This window comes from Prevotella sp. E15-22 (assembly GCF_023204875.1).
Taxonomy (GTDB): Bacteria; Bacteroidota; Bacteroidia; order Bacteroidales; family Bacteroidaceae; genus Prevotella.
Genome location: NZ_CP096247.1, coordinates 1018775 through 1034088, shown reverse-complemented (window position 1 = coordinate 1034088; position 15314 = coordinate 1018775). Strand labels below are relative to the sequence as shown.

At 42.8% G+C, this 15314-nt stretch carries 15 protein-coding genes and 1 pseudogene; 5 read left to right on the top strand and 11 right to left on the bottom strand.

The window, feature by feature from the left end:
- Positions 1-647: 647 nt before the first annotated feature.
- From M1D30_RS04065 to M1D30_RS04055, 3 genes are read left to right on the top strand one after another with little or no spacing between them, the layout of a single operon-like run.
- Positions 648-944 (top strand): hypothetical protein, encoded by a 297-nt coding sequence (locus tag M1D30_RS04065; protein ID WP_248506527.1) that lies wholly within the window; start codon positions 648-650, stop codon positions 942-944.
- A 51-nt stretch (positions 945-995) separates the two neighbouring features.
- Positions 996-2252, top strand: a complete 1257-nt coding sequence (locus M1D30_RS04060; RefSeq protein ID WP_248506525.1) for an HNH endonuclease — start codon at positions 996-998, stop codon at positions 2250-2252.
- Complete coding sequence (locus M1D30_RS04055; RefSeq protein ID WP_248506523.1) at positions 2252-3310, top strand: hypothetical protein; 1059 nt, start codon at positions 2252-2254, stop codon at positions 3308-3310. The genes M1D30_RS04060 and M1D30_RS04055 overlap by 1 nt, the downstream gene beginning before the upstream one ends.
- Before the next feature lie 44 nt (positions 3311-3354).
- Here M1D30_RS04055 and M1D30_RS04050 read toward each other — a convergent pair whose 3' ends face one another.
- The 7 genes and pseudogenes from M1D30_RS04050 to M1D30_RS04020 form a co-directional block, all read right to left on the bottom strand.
- Entirely contained in the window at positions 3355-3585 is a 231-nt protein-coding gene (locus M1D30_RS04050; RefSeq protein ID WP_248506521.1) for a helicase associated domain-containing protein, read from the bottom strand.
- A gap of 21 nt (positions 3586-3606) precedes the next feature.
- Positions 3607-5313, bottom strand: coding sequence for a DUF262 domain-containing protein (locus M1D30_RS04045; protein ID WP_248506519.1), 1707 nt, complete (start codon positions 5311-5313; stop codon positions 3607-3609).
- 156 nt (positions 5314-5469) lie between these two features.
- Positions 5470-5874: a WbuC family cupin fold metalloprotein gene (locus M1D30_RS04040; protein ID WP_256466175.1), complete on the bottom strand. Its 405-nt coding sequence runs from the start codon at positions 5872-5874 to the stop codon at positions 5470-5472.
- Positions 5875-6034: 160 nt separating this feature from the next.
- Positions 6035-6886, bottom strand: a pseudogene (locus M1D30_RS04035) (IS3 family transposase); the annotation flags it as partial.
- Positions 6871-7377, bottom strand: a complete 507-nt coding sequence (locus M1D30_RS04030; protein WP_371874186.1) for a helix-turn-helix domain-containing protein — start codon at positions 7375-7377, stop codon at positions 6871-6873. The pseudogene M1D30_RS04035 and the gene M1D30_RS04030, both read right to left, overlap by 16 nt.
- Before the next feature lie 103 nt (positions 7378-7480).
- On the bottom strand, positions 7481-8086 hold the full coding sequence (locus tag M1D30_RS04025; protein WP_248506515.1) for an RloB family protein: 606 nt from the start codon (positions 8084-8086) through the stop codon (positions 7481-7483).
- Positions 8064-9389, bottom strand: a complete 1326-nt coding sequence (locus tag M1D30_RS04020; protein WP_248506513.1) for an ATP/GTP-binding protein — start codon at positions 9387-9389, stop codon at positions 8064-8066. Before M1D30_RS04020 ends, M1D30_RS04025 begins: the two co-directional genes overlap by 23 nt.
- Before the next feature lie 215 nt (positions 9390-9604).
- Here M1D30_RS04020 and M1D30_RS04015 point away from each other — a divergent pair, with 215 nt between their 5' ends.
- Complete coding sequence (locus tag M1D30_RS04015; protein WP_248506511.1) at positions 9605-9895, top strand: HNH endonuclease signature motif containing protein; 291 nt, start codon at positions 9605-9607, stop codon at positions 9893-9895.
- A 206-nt stretch (positions 9896-10101) separates the two neighbouring features.
- Here M1D30_RS04015 and M1D30_RS04010 read toward each other — a convergent pair whose 3' ends face one another.
- The 4 genes from M1D30_RS04010 to M1D30_RS03995 form a co-directional block, all read right to left on the bottom strand.
- Positions 10102-10893, bottom strand: coding sequence for a transposase (locus tag M1D30_RS04010; protein ID WP_248506509.1), 792 nt, complete (start codon positions 10891-10893; stop codon positions 10102-10104).
- Between the two features lie 55 nt (positions 10894-10948).
- Positions 10949-11161, bottom strand: coding sequence for a hypothetical protein (locus M1D30_RS04005; protein WP_248506507.1), 213 nt, complete (start codon positions 11159-11161; stop codon positions 10949-10951).
- Between the two features lie 71 nt (positions 11162-11232).
- Positions 11233-12516, bottom strand: a complete 1284-nt coding sequence (locus tag M1D30_RS04000) for a DegT/DnrJ/EryC1/StrS aminotransferase family protein (protein ID WP_248506505.1) — start codon at positions 12514-12516, stop codon at positions 11233-11235.
- A gap of 29 nt (positions 12517-12545) precedes the next feature.
- A complete protein-coding gene (locus M1D30_RS03995; protein ID WP_371874167.1) occupies positions 12546-13133 on the bottom strand; it encodes a sugar transferase in 588 nt (195 codons plus the stop codon).
- A gap of 545 nt (positions 13134-13678) precedes the next feature.
- Here M1D30_RS03995 and M1D30_RS03990 point away from each other — a divergent pair.
- Positions 13679-15259 (top strand): phage integrase SAM-like domain-containing protein, encoded by a 1581-nt coding sequence (locus tag M1D30_RS03990; protein ID WP_248506504.1) that lies wholly within the window; start codon positions 13679-13681, stop codon positions 15257-15259.
- The last annotated feature ends 55 nt before the right edge of the window (positions 15260-15314 follow it).

Here is a 15314-nt window from a genome sequence, read left to right as displayed (position 1 = left end):
AAAAGACCCCAACGTGACATACAACGTGGGGAAAGAAACCAACTATAGTTTACTTTTCGAGAACATTTAGAGTAGATGCATTCTTTTCATTAGAGAAAGAGCATCTTGCTGCCATTGTGAAGTATAAATTTTACTCATAAGGCAATACTCCTATCCTTTCTAAACCGACTTTCTTTGGGGGCTGATGTTATTATGTCAAATACAGCCCTTGAGCCGATTATGAAGCAAAATTACAAAATCCCATTGACATACATTGAATATGCCGATGGAATTTATTCTTTATTAACGAAAATGAAAATGAACAACCGTGATTGGCTGCTCATTTTTGTATAGTTATACACTATTGATATTTAGAGTCAACAGGTATATAGTTCCCTAAATATATTTACTAAAGTAATCGGAGAACCGTCCCCTGATCAGCGTGTAATGTCAGTGTAACCCCTACTCGTTACACTCACTACCCCATACCCCTGATAAAAGAGCATTGTCAAGCACATTTATCAGCCTCAACAAAGTGTCTGTCCGATTATCATCCGGCAGCATTGCCTATCTTACCAATGCCATTATGTCATCTAACAAAGTTTGGCACTCTATTTGCACAATCCACTACAGAAGATTTTTTGTATAATAATTTAAAATATAAGCTTATGAATAACATCCGTTACAATGAAGATGATTTTAAGGGTTTTGTTGAGGATCTCATTTCCTCAGGCCGTATTGAAGACAAAGAAGCAGGTATTGCAAAATACATGATAGACAATGGTTACGAATCACTTTCAGAAAAACAAAAGTATGTTTTCGATCAAATGATTAAAGACAACACCGTTGAAGAGTGTCAGAGATGTGGCGTTGATATCCCTTGGTGTGAAATGCTGGAAGCGCTCTATAATGGCGGTCTATGCAACTATTGTCAGCACGTAAAGGAGAAAATGGACGCAGAATAACTTATGCCTCAGTTTACCGTCATAGCAAACACTATAAGCTCAGTACTTTATATGGACATTGGCAATATAGCCACTGCCCAGTTATTTACTAAACTCATTACTGGCAATCCCAATACAGAAAAGATTAATTACCTGCAAACTGCCTCACAGGAATTGAAGGACAGGCTCCCTATGCTTGATGTAATCGGTGAGCGAGCATATGAGTTGAGAAAGTTCTTCAATGGCATTCCTACTGGTCAGCATTTTCTAATCTTACCAGAGCGAATTGAAGACCGTATTCAGATGTATCTTTATACGAAACTGCTATCAGAGATAGATAAGGTTTCTCTCCAAACTACCGATTTGGAAAAAATTGCCTCTTACTTATATGACCATTATGAGGTTCGCACCTTCAACGGCGACGAACGTCTCAACATTGGTGTATTTGATAGAAAAAAACGCGTTTGCCGTTTTTGTGGCCGTTCAATGCCTGATGTTAAATTCACGCAAAAAGCCCATGCTATCTCAGAATCCCTTGGTAACAAAGGCTTAGTCTGTCGAGAGGAATGTGACGAATGTAACGCGCGTTTCAATCAAACCATCGAACAAGACATTACCCGTTTGCTCCAATTCTTCCTTATCCTAAAAGGCATCAAGGGCAAGAACGGCAATCCAACACTCCAAGGCGATGGCATTTCCATAAAGAATGATCCATCCTCACAAGCAACACTTGGGAGGAGTACCTTGGTGCTGAAAGTTCCTACCATGCCTGATACACACGACCCTCAGGAGATTGTCCAACATTTTTCGGGATCTTTTGCAGGTTTCTCCAGCGTCAAATACATCCCTCAAAACATCTACAAATGTTTCTGCAAATACGTTCTTAGTGTGATCGACAGCAAATTCCTACCATATTTTAAGGGTACCATCGACTGGATTAATGAGGCGCCAACCCACCACCGTCTACCACCAGTATGGCATTATACGGTCCCTAACAGCACCGACTCCCCTTATTTGATAGTTATGCAGCGCAAGCATAAACATAAGAACTTTCCTTATTGCTGGGCCATACTGAGCATAGCAGGCGATCAGTATTTATTTATCATCCCATTCTGCTCTCTCGACAAATACAAATTTGTTGGAAATTCACGTGTAGAATTCTTCCATCAATGGCTTAAGAATGCCATGCCAAACATCAACTTACAACCGATGAAGTTACATGGTATTGCACCTACTAGTCTGAAGATAAATGCCAATTTCAATATCTCACCAGATTGTGTGGAAGGCCGCGACTATTATTTCATCAAACCTCAGAAACCATCAAAATAATGAATAATACGAACACACAGCACGCCCCTTGCGCTATCTGCAAGTCAAAACCTGCAGACAAGACCAACTCGCACATCATTCCGAGTTTCTTTGTTGCTATGGTTTCTAGTATTGACAACAGTTATAAGCGAGATAAGGAGTTGCTATATACCATTGGCGACCGTATTACTACGGCATATATAGGGCGTTCCGTTAGAGGTGATGAACTACTCAGTAGTTTCGATTCGGTAACAGACGAACGCCTTGCCATGATGAGTGAAAACACCGCTTCGAAAGATTACATCTTCTGTCCTCATTGTGAAAAGAAACTTGGAGAGTATCTTGAATCACCTTGGCATGATCATCTATTTAACAACAGAAAAATTGCCCCAACCTCGGCATATTTCTTTTGGGTATCTATCCTTTGGCGACTCTCTGCATTCGAGGGCATAAATTTCAAATTACCTACTCATATAGAACAATCTCTCAGAAAACGACTAAACAATTTTATCTTAGCCAAAGACAACAATAGCGACACATCCCAACTAATGTGTAAGTTTCCATTCTACTATAAAGTCCTATACTGCAAGGATTATTCTAAGTATCAAGGCGGGCTCATCTATTACGAATACGATCGTAAATCTAAAGTAGTCACCCTGCTTTTGGGCGATGTAGTAGCTTGTTTCTCATTCCATAGACATCGTTCATTTGACAAATACACATTCCACGGTCTCGAAAAAGCATTCGCAAATGCCCCTATTAACGATGGCTCTTGCAGCGAAATTATCTTTAATATAGATACTAGCATATTAGACTCTGTTATTTCAAGCCTATTCTATAAATTAAAAAAATTAAGATTAAAGGCAGATAGGAAGAACATTCTTTCCATGTGGGAAAATGTAAGGAAGATGTTAATACCAAATCTTCCACTAAAGCCTAATGAAATATTTATCAAATACGTTATATCTGAACTATACAACGATGCCGTTAAATCTGGCGAGAGAATTACCCCTGAGTATTTTTCCAAATGCTTCGGTAAGGGTTTAATAAAAATCTACGGCATTCAAATCGTTCATTAGTTCCATTAACCAAGAAAAGCCAGCCCTTCGGCCGACTTTCCAAATTACTCATATTGATTCTTCCTCCTATACAGTTCCGTCATGGCAAGAAGCTCTTTAAACTTCTCCACTCTCTCCTCCTTCATCCTCCCCGCATTAAGCGCTTTCCTATTTGCCTTTAGCCAGTTGAGCATATCATGCTCCTCTATTCTATAACGCGAAGGATTGTGTTTATTAGTCTCAATAAACTTTTTTACTTCCTCATACCTAGTATTCCACCTTTCATCCTGCGTCATCGCCCACTATAGTTTTTCCACCTAATCAAAAGCAGCCTTTTTAATTGCTTCCTTTATGAGTTCTCGCCTTGCCTCAAGAAATTCTAGGAAATGGTCATAGCCATAGTCTTCCATCTCTGGAATAAGATGACGAGCCTTGAAGTTAGCATCACGCGATTTAATCCATTCGTCAAAGGGAGTTGCGTTTTTAGACTTGTTCTCACTGTCCTCCAACAACTCCAAGTTCGCTATTGAATTATAAACCGCTTGATACTGCTCTATGACTTCATCGCTCAATCCTCTTTGGCGCAATTCCTTGGTTCTGAAAGATGCCTGTGGATAGATGTGGTCTTCATTGAATGTCTTGTCTTTCCAATCTCTTCCAGGATATATCAGTGAGAGTATCAAATAGCTATAGCGAGTACCATAATTATAGCTTAATAGTTTATCCAACTCCATATCTGTAAAAGTAAGATCTACTTTTAGCTTATCAGACAGTTCCTTTACCGGGAACGCATTTCCTTCTTCGTCTACAACTTCTCTCATCTGGTTCAATGTGGCATCAGTCGAACTGCCAAGCAAATTCTTAAGAATTGCCATCAGCAGCCACTTCTGAATGTTATTCTGGTCTTTTACGTCTACTTCAGCACTCGACGAAATATATGATGGCCAATTCTTGTTCCTGATATATTGGGCAATGGGGAGAAGAGCCAACTTAGTAACAAGGTTCTTATCATTAAAACCAAAACGACTCACTAGTCTTACTGTATCTCTAACAGCATCCTTTGTCGTTTCCCAATGCTCTTCTATCTTTTCAAGATTCTCCCTTGTAAACGAGCTTACCTTATATTGTATAGGCAAATCCTCTGTCAGATACATGGCCGCTTTCATCACGAAGTCCTTGCCAAAGGAATAGCCATTGCCTATCTTTTCGATTTCGTCGGTAAAGTTGTTTATCTCTTCACGAGCATTCAGTTTTCTCCATTTGGCCGTTGCTGTAGATAGCAGGATATCACTGTATTCTAGTTTCTTACCACCCGTATTCGTTCTAACGAAGATCTCCAACACCTTGTCATAATCATTAGATGTCTCCTCATAATAGTTGATGATATTCGCAGAATTCAACCTTCCGTGCAACTTTCCGATAATTCTATTAGCACAATCACGTTGTTCTTGAGTCAGCCCTTCCAATTCTTTCTTGATGTCATCTTTCGCATCTTCCGCATCTTCAAAGGATAATATTCTTCCCACCTCATACCAAAGTTGTGGTTCCGTCGAGTTAGGCCAAGGATTAGCATTTTCTTTGAAATAAAAGTCATACGACCTTTCTTGTGGATTGAACGCACCCGGAGATTTGAGAAGATTTAGATACAGTTTGCACGTTCTCCATTTTCTGTAGAAGAAGCGATACGACCCTCTCAATCCGATATACAGGGAAGTGATTCTTTGCTGACCATCGAGAACTAAGTAGATATCCTTGTTTACACCATTCAGGTTGGTTTCCGTATTATGCGGTTTCTCTGCGTCATAGTCACGAATGAAATCATACGAAATCCAATCATTCTTATGTTCCTCTCTGATTTTCCAGAAAAGGAATGAATTGATAGGATAACCATTTAATAGTGAGTCAAACAACATCTCCACCTGATAGGGGTTCCATACATATTCACGTTGGATAGCAGGCAGAAAAGTATCTCTTCCCACTCTATCCATAATCAATTGACGTACAGAAATATTTAAGTATGACATTTTGCTTAATTTTAAATTCTCTCCTCAGTTAACGGTTTCGTTTTTAATATAGTTAACATTAAAGAACGTCCGTACTTTCCGCGCTATCCATGTGACCTAAAAGTTATCGTCAAGGTTCTTACGCTCCAGTAGGTGCTCAGGCGCAAGCGGAGTTCGTTATCGTTGAAGGCGCAAAACGCCTTCTTCCTCATGCGGCACGAACGGTCCTTCTTTGCATTCAAAGAATACACTCCCGGACTCCAAGCTTTCCACATTATGCCAGACGTTCTTGGGGATATCTACCCCATAGAGTCCTTCCTCTGGGCAAAGAATTACACTCTCTATCACAGAACCATCATCATTGTAGGTATTCACTCTAACTCTACCACGAAGCAATACAAACGACTCGTCTTTCGTTGGATGGCGATGTATCTCAACCTTAGTTCCAGGCTCCACTGCGTTTAAAAAGCGATGGCACTTATCCTCAAGACTCTGATGGAAGTTATAGTTCATCCTCAGCCTGTCAGACTTTTGTGCCTGCCTACTTACGTCATCTAACAATTGTTTGTCTATGAGTTTCATCTTACATCGTAGTTCTTACATCTTCCATCAGCCTTCAAACATCAGCCATCGTCAGTTCCTGATGCTTCCCTAGCCCGTCTTGGCATTACTTTACCAATATTTTAGCCAACTCCTATTGTTGCGGAACATGTACTGAAGTGAACCCCAAAGTTTGGACGAATTAAACAATCGAAGCAGTAAGCATCTTCCTGTATTGTACGGGCGACATGCCATTAAGCCTCAGTTTTATTCTCTCGTTATTATAATATTCCATGTATTCTACCAGGTCTTTGATGAAGGTGTCTGCTGATGTGTACTTTCCAGAATACAGCAGCTCTGACTTCATGAGACCAAAGAAATTCTCCATCATGGCGTTATCCAGACAATTTCCCTTGCGAGACATGCTTTGGATAATGCCATGTTTCTTTAGACTATTCTGGTAGGCTACGTGCTGGTAGTGCCATCCTTGGTCAGAGTGCAATACGACACCCTCAGGCAGCTTTATACGCCTGTACATCTGGTTGAGCATACCGAGTACCATTTCCATGTTTGGCTTCTCTGTGATTGAATATGCAAGAATCTCACCATCGCACATGTCAAGTATAGGTGACAGGTAAATCTTGCGTCCGCCTATCGTCATCTGGGTCACGTCTGTTGCAAGCTTCTGATAAGGTCTTTCAGCTGTAAAATCCCTGTCTATGATATTAGGCGCAGTCTTGCCAACTTCTCCTTTATAGGAGTGAAATTTCACCTTCCTCACCTCGCTCTTCAGTTCCATTTCGTCCATAAGCTTCTTGACTGTCTTGTGATTGATAGGACAGCCATCTTTACGGAGTTCCAGCGTTATACGCCTGTAGCCGTAACGACCTTTGTGCTTATGAAATACGGTGTATATCATATCTTTTACTTCCTTGTACCTGTCTTTCTTCTTGCCGTGCTTGAGGTGATAGTAGAACGTGCTACGCGCCATCTTCTTGAGCTCTAGCAGGACATCTAAGTCCGCATGCTCATTACGCCTTAGTTCTTCGATGGCTTGCGCCCAATCGCTCTGTTTTGGGTTTCTCTTTCCTCGACTAAGGCTCTCACTTTTTTTAGCAGGAGATTCTCCAGTCTTAAGCGTTCGTTCTCCTTGCGAAGACGCTCGTTCTCCTTTTCGTACTCTTCTTTTGGTAGTCGTTTAACCATATGCTCACCAGTTTGGAAATGCCTGGATCGTCGAGATTCCAGTGCTTCAAATCCATTTCGCTCAACCAATTTAACCCAATTGCCAATTATCGAGCTTGACAATTGATATTTGGCTGAAAGCTGGAACAAAGTTAATTCACTTTCCTGATAATCACGAACTATTTTGCATTTTTCTTCATATGAAAGCCTCTTTTTCTTCTTCGGCTTTAATTTTAGACCTTCAATGCCAAGGAGTTTGTAACTCTCTATCCACTCATATAGAATATGATGGCCTAAGTGGAGTCTACGGGACACAGAACGGGCTGACTCGCCTTGGAACACAAACCCAATTGCGGACATCTTTTCTTCTAAACTAAATTCTTTTTTCATTTGAACCTTTCTGTTGTGTCCAACTTTCTGGGTTCACTTCATACCTGTCCCCCCGGTCCCCAAACATAACCCCCTACTTCGTTATCTCCTTGATAATATCAAACAATTTATACATCTGAGAGTAAGACTTGTACACCTCCGGCTCCTTCTCGTGCAACTCATCCAAGTCACGAGACACCTCAATGGCTCGTTCCATATCACCCTTCTCCTTCAGTTCACGGTAGATATGAGTTTTGTTGAAGAAAGCCTCTGTCTTGTCATAGTTAGGGATGTGCTTCTTTAGTTCCTGGGCCACGGCATCGTAGTTAGCAAACTCCTTACTCGATGGCCTAGGCATATAATGCATCAGGAACCAGTATTCTGTACAAGGGCTTGACTCCACAAAAATGATCTTAGGATTACCCTTCTTCAGCGCTTTATAATGCTCCATTTTCTCGTGATTACCTTCAATCACGTCCATATCTATCAGGCACAACACATAGTCATACCCTGCTTTCACCCGTTCATTGGCAAGCTTTACAATATCATCCAGGTCGGAATGTTTAGGGATACCGGGTACCAGACTGAATCTGTAACGCTCAGTCGTGCGCATGTCGTCCACATAGCGATACTCTGTCAGCCCCTCACCAATGATGGCTATACTCTTCCTTTCTCTCTTATTCCTCTGTCTCGTGCTCATAGTATTCATCCATATCCATATAAATACTGTCCAGGAAAGGCAGATCCACAAGCTTCTCCTGCTTGTATGCATTGTAAACAGACAGAGTCTTGTGCAGACCCAGCGTTGACAACCTTATCAGTTGAGTCTCACCACAGCCGTTCTTATCTGTGAACCAAATCACATCCCTGCGGATATAGTCCTCATCCAGCAGGTTAATGTCATGCGTAGATGCAATCAGCTGTCCACCCCTCTTGCTATTCACAAGGAACACCTTGATAAAGTAGGAAAGCAATTCATAATGAATACTGGTTTCTATTTCATCTACAGGAAGAATTACGCCACGAACCAACAGATCATAAAGGATTGTTGCTAAACCCATATACCTCTTGGTTCCACGAGACTCTAACTCTTCGTCAAGCTCTTTATCACCATTATTGGTATGATGCACAAAGAACATCTCGTCCGAATGTAAGGTTCCCTTTTTCAGAATCTCCTCTTTTACCTTGGCGGGCATACCAGAAGTATTCTTGATCATCAATTCCATTTCAGGCGTAATGTTCACCTCTTCTTCATGGATGGAGATATCCGAGATATTGAAGTCGGATGCTTTCAGAAAATGCAGAATGAACTTCTTCAGTCGTCCATCCTTATCTTTAGTTATACGACGTTTTGTGAAGCCCATCAAACTGCTCTGCGGATACATGATGGGAGCAATCCTCTGTGAAAAGAAATCATATACCAGATTCAGCCTGGATTTCTCCACATTTGACTTTCCAAAGGCAGCGATAACCGTGCGGTTAATGATGGCATTCCCCTCAATGGCCTCCCTACTTTTCTTAATCAAACCCACCTTTCCGCCAAACACAATATCAGTAGCGTCTTTCTCAGCATTGAAGGTACGCTTATATAACAATGTAGGTTGAACTGAGGAATAGACTTGCAAGGTCTCCTCATAAATAACCTTGCTATCCAGTACCAGATTGAGCTTATACTTCTCACGGTTCAGATAGAAAGTCATTTCAAACTGTGTCCGCTCCTGCCGAGACTCGTCATCCAGCAAGAAAGGTACAACTCCTATTTCATCCCCCTTGTTCAGGCTGTCATCAACCATAAACCGGGAGAAGAAGTCAAGCGCTTTAAGAATATTTGTTTTACCCGAAGCGTTGGAGCCATAGATGCAGCCTATTTTCAAAAGCGAGACACCGTCAGCCACCTCTTCAGCGTAAATATCGCGCGACGTATCATCGTTAGTCGGGATGAAACTCAACGTTTGCTCATCCCGCAACGAGTAGAAATTCCTGATTTTGAACTCAGCTATCATAATTGATCAGTATTAAATGACGGTGCAAAGATACTACAAATTATTGAATTGAACGAATCTATTTCCAATTTTCGTTTGTTTTTCACGAAATTTTCATATAAAATCTACCATTTTGTCATTCTTTGAGCCTTTGGCACTTTATTTGCCATATAAAAAAATGAGTCCTCGAACTTAAAACCCTGCTCCAAGGAGGCAGAGAGGATTCAATTAAAAATATGGAAGATAATCTTATTCTTCAAGTTTGGAACAAGGGACAAGCCGTACCAGGTTACGACAGTTCCAAGTATCGTAAGGACCAGTGTGGTGCCTGGATGACGTTCAGCGAATACGGAAACCGCTCGTCCATCTACGGCTGGGAAATTGACCACATCACGCCGCAGTCCAAAGGTGGTAGTGACGCATTGTCCAACCTGCGTCCTTTACAGTGGGAGAACAACATGGCCAAGTCTAACGGTAGGCTTAGCTGTGCTGTTACTTCAGAAGGAGACCACAACAAACGTCTCTAACAGTTCTGCATTCTGCAAGTTGCCGCTCGCAGAATGGTTTTGTATTTTGACAGGTTGCAGTGTTACCAGCACTGCACCCTGTTTCTTTTCAGCTTTCAGTCACCCCACTCTCCCATCACTCATACTCTCTTCTCGCTCTAGCCATACTCATGAGCGAGCTAGTGCCACGGGGACGAGTGCCACGGGGACGGGTCCCTGGCCTCAATTCACAACTTCTGAATCACCCCTCTTCCCACACCAGTCAAACGCTCTAACTGTCGATGAGAGGCACCTCGTTCCTTCAATTCCCTCAATACACCTCTCTTCACATCATCATTCAACTGCTGAAAAGCAGAGGCATTCGTTACACCAGATTTCTCAATTATCATTTGCCATACCTGGTCGTCAGAAGGTCTTTTTCGTGAGGGATCCTCAATATCCAAGCAATGAACATCACCAGACAAAGGCTCATTTACCCATTCTTCTAGTTCACTGAAAGGGATACGATTCAAAACTGTCTGCGTATGGCAAATCTGAAAGACAGGTTCAACAGTTCCATCATACTCACCCCAGCTACTATATTCATAGTCTTTTACGTGTTCAACAATACCAGCCTTTAACGGATTCTGATGGATATAGCGCAACAGAGTCATGAAATAAGCCATATCGTTGACAGGTTCACTCTTAAAACGCTCTTTGAAGAGATGCCCATCACGCCCATATTTCCTGTTGTAGTAGTACACGTAAGAGCCTGCAATACGTTTGATCGTTTCACCTACGCTCTCCTCACGCTCACGAATCAGCAAGTGAAAGTGGTTCGACATCAGACAGTATGCGTAATAGGTACAATTACTTCCCATTGGAGTTCCGTCCTCATCATAACGGAAACGCATCCTATCCAGAGTAGCAATAAATTGATAGTAGTCTTCTGGCTCCTCGAAGAGATTCTGGTGATTAATACCGCGCATCATCACATGAAAGATCCCTGTTCCAGACTCGACCCTTGCCTTACGTGGCATATACTTCTTTTATAATATCTATGCAATTAGTTGAAACAATGTGAATGATGATTTCTCATGCCAGGAACCTGTCCCTCTGCCATCCCCTAATCTTGCTCTTCAGGCACTGAGGCTGTGTCATCACCCAGAACAGCGCATGCGACAGAACAATACGATCCTCAGAAGAATGATAGGAAAACATCCTATCTTCTTCCTTTGGATGTATCTCTTGCAGCCGCTGCTCCATCTGAGCGAACATCTGCTTTCGCGTCTCTTTCAACTCATTCATTTCTATTGTTTCATCCCCATTGAGTCAAAAAGAGGCATGAGCCTCCGCTCATGCCCCTCTCCACACATTCTTTATCCCTCTATCGCACTCTTGATAGTCTCCACGATGTACTTCACATCATCATCGCTCACATAAGGACCAGCAGGCAGACACATACCGATTTTGAAGATGGCCTCAGATACACCATTCACATACGCAGGCGCATTCTTATATACCGGCTGCTTGTGCATGGGCTTCCATACTGGGCGAGCCTCAATCTGAGCCTGATCCAGATATACGCGCAAGGCTTCTACGTTCTCATTTGGCTGACAGTCGGTGGTAGCAGACGAAGCAGCATGAATCACGCCAGCAGCACCACCCACAGCACCAGTCACAATGGTCTTATACGCATTCTCCTGACCTTTAATCTTCAAATCAGGATCCAGTGTGATAGTACAGAGCCAATAGTTCGAGTCATATTCGCCTGTTGCGGGCTGCTTGTGCACAGTCACGCCCTTCACGTCCTTTAGCAGCTCTTCATAAAGAGCCTGCACATGCTTGTGGTGGGCGATATGATCATTGGCTACCGTCATCTGTCCGCGACCGATACCAGCGCAGATATTACTCATACGATAGTTATAGCCTATCTTCTCATGCTGATAGTACGGATAGCTCTCACGGTACTGTGTGGCATACATCATAATCTCCCGCCAGCTCTCCTCATCGGGTGTAATCAGCGCACCACCACCAGAGGTAGTGATCATCTTATTACCGTTGAAGCTCAATACGCCATACTTACCAAACGTACCTAGTACCTGGCCCTTGAACTTCGATCCGAATCCCTCAGCCGCATCCTCCACTACGGGGATGTCGTATTTATTGGCTATCTCCATGATACGATCCATCTTATACGGCATACCATACAAAGCCACTGGCACAATAGCCTTAGGCTTCTTTCCAGTCTTGGCAATACGGTCTTTTATCGCCTCTTCTAGCAGTTCCGGATCCATATTCCAAGTATCCCTCTCGCTATCAATGAACACTGGAGTAGCTCCCAGATACGTAATTGGGTGCGAGCTTGCACAGAATGTAAAGCTCTGTACACACACCTCATCACCAGGGCCTACGCCACAAGCCTTCAATGCCAAATGCACCGCCGCAGTTCCTGCACTCAGCGCCACCACTCGCTTCGAAAGCTTTTCGCTTTCATTATCGTTTTGGTTCACAAAGTTCTCCAGATCCTTCTCAAATCCATTCACATTCGGACCAAGAGGCACCACCCAATTGGTATCAAATGCCTCCTTGATATACTTCTGTTCTATTCCTTCGTCCGACATATGCGCCAAACAAAGGTAAATTCTCTTTCTTTCAGACATATTTTAATGTAATTGTTTATTCGTAACCTTTATATTATTTCCCCTGCATACTCCATCTTCTTTCCAAGGACAGTACAGATAATCATTTGGATGTCCTTGATAAAGGAATAATGCCTATAGTAATAGCAGTTCAGCCTTACCTTATCAGGATAAATCACGTTATCGTTATACCACACCGCAACCTCCTGATCACTCATCTTCTCCAATTCCTCTTTGGTAATTCCATAAGCCGTAAGCTGTAAGCCGTAAGCCAGAGTCCTCGCATTCGCGAGATACTCATCTTCGAGTCTGTACTTCAAAGTAGCAGGTCCCGTAATCCCCGGTCTCAACTTCAGCACATCCCTATCATCCCCTTGCAACGTGTCCGCATACCCAGGCACGTCAGGCCTTGGGCCTACGAAACTCATATTGCCGATGAGCACATCCCACAGCCCAGGAAGCTCATCCAGTTTATAATGACGAAGTTTAGCGCCAAATGGCGTGATGCGACTATCGCCAGCCACACTCACAGAAGATCCATTATGCTTCACCGTCATTGTGCGGAACTTATGGCACTTAAACAACTTCCCATTAAGACCCACACGCTTCTGCACAAAAAATGCAGGACCGCCCGGCATCTTCACCTTAATCTAAATGTGATTTTCTCGTTTTGTCGGGAGATAAATGGCGAGAAAAAAAATTTTTGCTTAGTGACAAATCCGCGTAAGAAGCTGAAAAACAGAATGTTTACGGAAGCCGAATCCTAAAATGATAAATGCAGACGTAAATGTCATCCCGGAGAAAGGGCTCAAATGAAAGTAAAGACATGTGGTTAAAAGTAAACCCAAAAAGTCTGATGAAATTTGAAGGGGTTTTTACCCGGTTTTCTGGTCATTTTGGCATGTTTTACCTCGAAGTTGGGCGTTAAAAAACATTAACGACAAAAACTCCGACAGGGGATGCTCTGCGCCATAGCGAAAATGGCCGTTTTAGGGGCATTTGGGACATAAAAAGTAATCTTTCCTTACAGAATTGTAGGACTGGTGCTTTTTTACTTGTTCCCATATATGGTTACTTGTAAAATGGTCGATTTTCGCCAAAATTCGGCTCTCAGGCCCTGAAAAGGTAAATTTGCAGAAAATTAAAAAATTCAGCGGGTAAATCCGCTATAAAATTGACTTATATGGCTACAATAAAGTATGAGGTGCTGAAGCACAACATGAGAAAGGACAAGACGTGGAACGTCGTCATCAGGGTCACGCACAAAAGGGTGATGAAATACATCCCTACTACGGTGTTTGTTACCCGTGACGAGCTGACCTCGTCTTTCAAGATCAAGAACTTTCAGAAGAAGGAGAAGTGTGAGGACATCCTCCGCATCTACCGTAAACGTATCGAGGAGGAGAACCTGGAGTTCAACGACATGACTGCCGATGAACTTGTAAGGAGAATCACACGCAAAGACATTGTCAAGCCAACCTTTGTTGACTTCGTGGACTATTACCAGAAGTGGATAAAGACTCATGAGGATGAAATCAAGGGTATGGGTAACTACAAGACTGCCCTCAACTCGTTCATCAAGTTCATGGGACGTAAGGTTATCGACTGCAATGAGATTACGGTAAGACTGATGGAGGCCTATGTACGCTGGCTTGGTGACAGGCATCGTGCGGCCAACCTCTACTGTATATGTATCAAGCGCGTATTCAATGAGGCCCGCGAGACCTACAATGACAACCTCGACGGTGAGGAGATCATCAAACGCTCACTGGAGTTCTTCGACCCTCCTGTTCATGTATGTACGGAGAAACGTGCCATTTCCCTGGAGCATCTGAGGGCTTTGGCTGCCATTCCTGATGAGGAGCGCTCGAATTCAAGCCGCAATGTGGCTCGTGACGTATTCCTTATCTCATTCATGATGATGGGTGCCAACAGCATTGATATCTTCTCATGCAAATGGGATGGCGAGGGAAACATTACCTATGACCGTGCCAAGACAAAGGACAGGCGACCTGACCATGCCCGCATCGTCATCAAGCCGCATCCGCTGCTCATGCCTCTTATCAAGAAATATGCGTCTGTATTGGACAAAAAGGAAAGGTATGTGTTCCGTTTCAACCGTATGTACAGGAATCCTGCCGATTTCAGCTATAACCTGAACCGAGGCATGAAGGAGGTTGGAAAGGAGATTGACGAGGAAGGTCTCACTTTTTATGCCGCAAGACATACGATGGCGACCATTGCCTTCAATGAAACCGATATTGACAAGATGACCATACACGACATGCTGAACCATCAGCTGCCTGTGTACAAGATAACGGATATCTATATCAAGAAGGACTTCCGCAAAATTAATGAGGCTAACTTCAAGCTCATTGACTTTGTCTTCAATGACATGGAAAAGGAAAAGTCAGGCACTCATCAGGACAAGCATCAAGGTGGTGCCTTGTTGACTGGCGACTTCCTGACGAATGTTGTTGATACGGTTGTGGACATCACTTGGCAGCTGACTCCACAGGACATCAACACCAGAAAGTCATGGAATGTGGAGATCAAGGTAGCATACAAGGGGCAGAGCAAGCTTATCGGAACATCGATATTCGTTTCGGAGAATGATGTTTCTGAGGATGGCCAGCTCACCAACGAGTATCTTGTAAAGCGTTGCGAGGCTCTTGTCAATTCCTGTAAGGAGCGTATCAGCAGGCTTGACTTGAAAGCGGCTCAGTATGACATCAACGACTTGGTCAACAAGCTATTGTCATAGACAGTATATAATATATGTACGCGCGAAAATAATAGTTAATATCATAACAACGATT

Excerpts from the sequence above, each read along its gene's own strand:
- M1D30_RS04065 (WP_248506527.1), top strand. The coding sequence starts at position 648 with ATGAATAACATCCGTTACAATGAAGATGATTTTAAGGGTTTTGTTGAG.
- M1D30_RS04060 (WP_248506525.1), top strand. The coding sequence starts at position 996 with ATGGACATTGGCAATATAGCCACTGCCCAGTTATTTACTAAACTCATT.
- M1D30_RS04055 (WP_248506523.1), top strand. The coding sequence starts at position 2,252 with ATGAATAATACGAACACACAGCACGCCCCTTGCGCTATCTGCAAGTCA.
- M1D30_RS04050 (WP_248506521.1), bottom strand. The coding sequence starts at position 3,585 with ATGACGCAGGATGAAAGGTGGAATACTAGGTATGAGGAAGTAAAAAAG.
- M1D30_RS04045 (WP_248506519.1), bottom strand. The coding sequence starts at position 5,313 with ATGTCATACTTAAATATTTCTGTACGTCAATTGATTATGGATAGAGTG.
- M1D30_RS04040 (WP_256466175.1), bottom strand. The coding sequence starts at position 5,874 with ATGAAACTCATAGACAAACAATTGTTAGATGACGTAAGTAGGCAGGCA.
- M1D30_RS04030 (WP_371874186.1), bottom strand. The coding sequence starts at position 7,377 with ATGTCCGCAATTGGGTTTGTGTTCCAAGGCGAGTCAGCCCGTTCTGTG.
- M1D30_RS04025 (WP_248506515.1), bottom strand. The coding sequence starts at position 8,086 with ATGAGCACGAGACAGAGGAATAAGAGAGAAAGGAAGAGTATAGCCATC.
- M1D30_RS04020 (WP_248506513.1), bottom strand. The coding sequence starts at position 9,389 with ATGATAGCTGAGTTCAAAATCAGGAATTTCTACTCGTTGCGGGATGAG.
- M1D30_RS04015 (WP_248506511.1), top strand. The coding sequence starts at position 9,605 with ATGGAAGATAATCTTATTCTTCAAGTTTGGAACAAGGGACAAGCCGTA.
- M1D30_RS04010 (WP_248506509.1), bottom strand. The coding sequence starts at position 10,893 with ATGCCACGTAAGGCAAGGGTCGAGTCTGGAACAGGGATCTTTCATGTG.
- M1D30_RS04005 (WP_248506507.1), bottom strand. The coding sequence starts at position 11,161 with ATGAATGAGTTGAAAGAGACGCGAAAGCAGATGTTCGCTCAGATGGAG.
- M1D30_RS04000 (WP_248506505.1), bottom strand. The coding sequence starts at position 12,516 with ATGTCTGAAAGAAAGAGAATTTACCTTTGTTTGGCGCATATGTCGGAC.
- M1D30_RS03995 (WP_371874167.1), bottom strand. The coding sequence starts at position 13,133 with ATGCCGGGCGGTCCTGCATTTTTTGTGCAGAAGCGTGTGGGTCTTAAT.
- M1D30_RS03990 (WP_248506504.1), top strand. The coding sequence starts at position 13,679 with ATGGCTACAATAAAGTATGAGGTGCTGAAGCACAACATGAGAAAGGAC.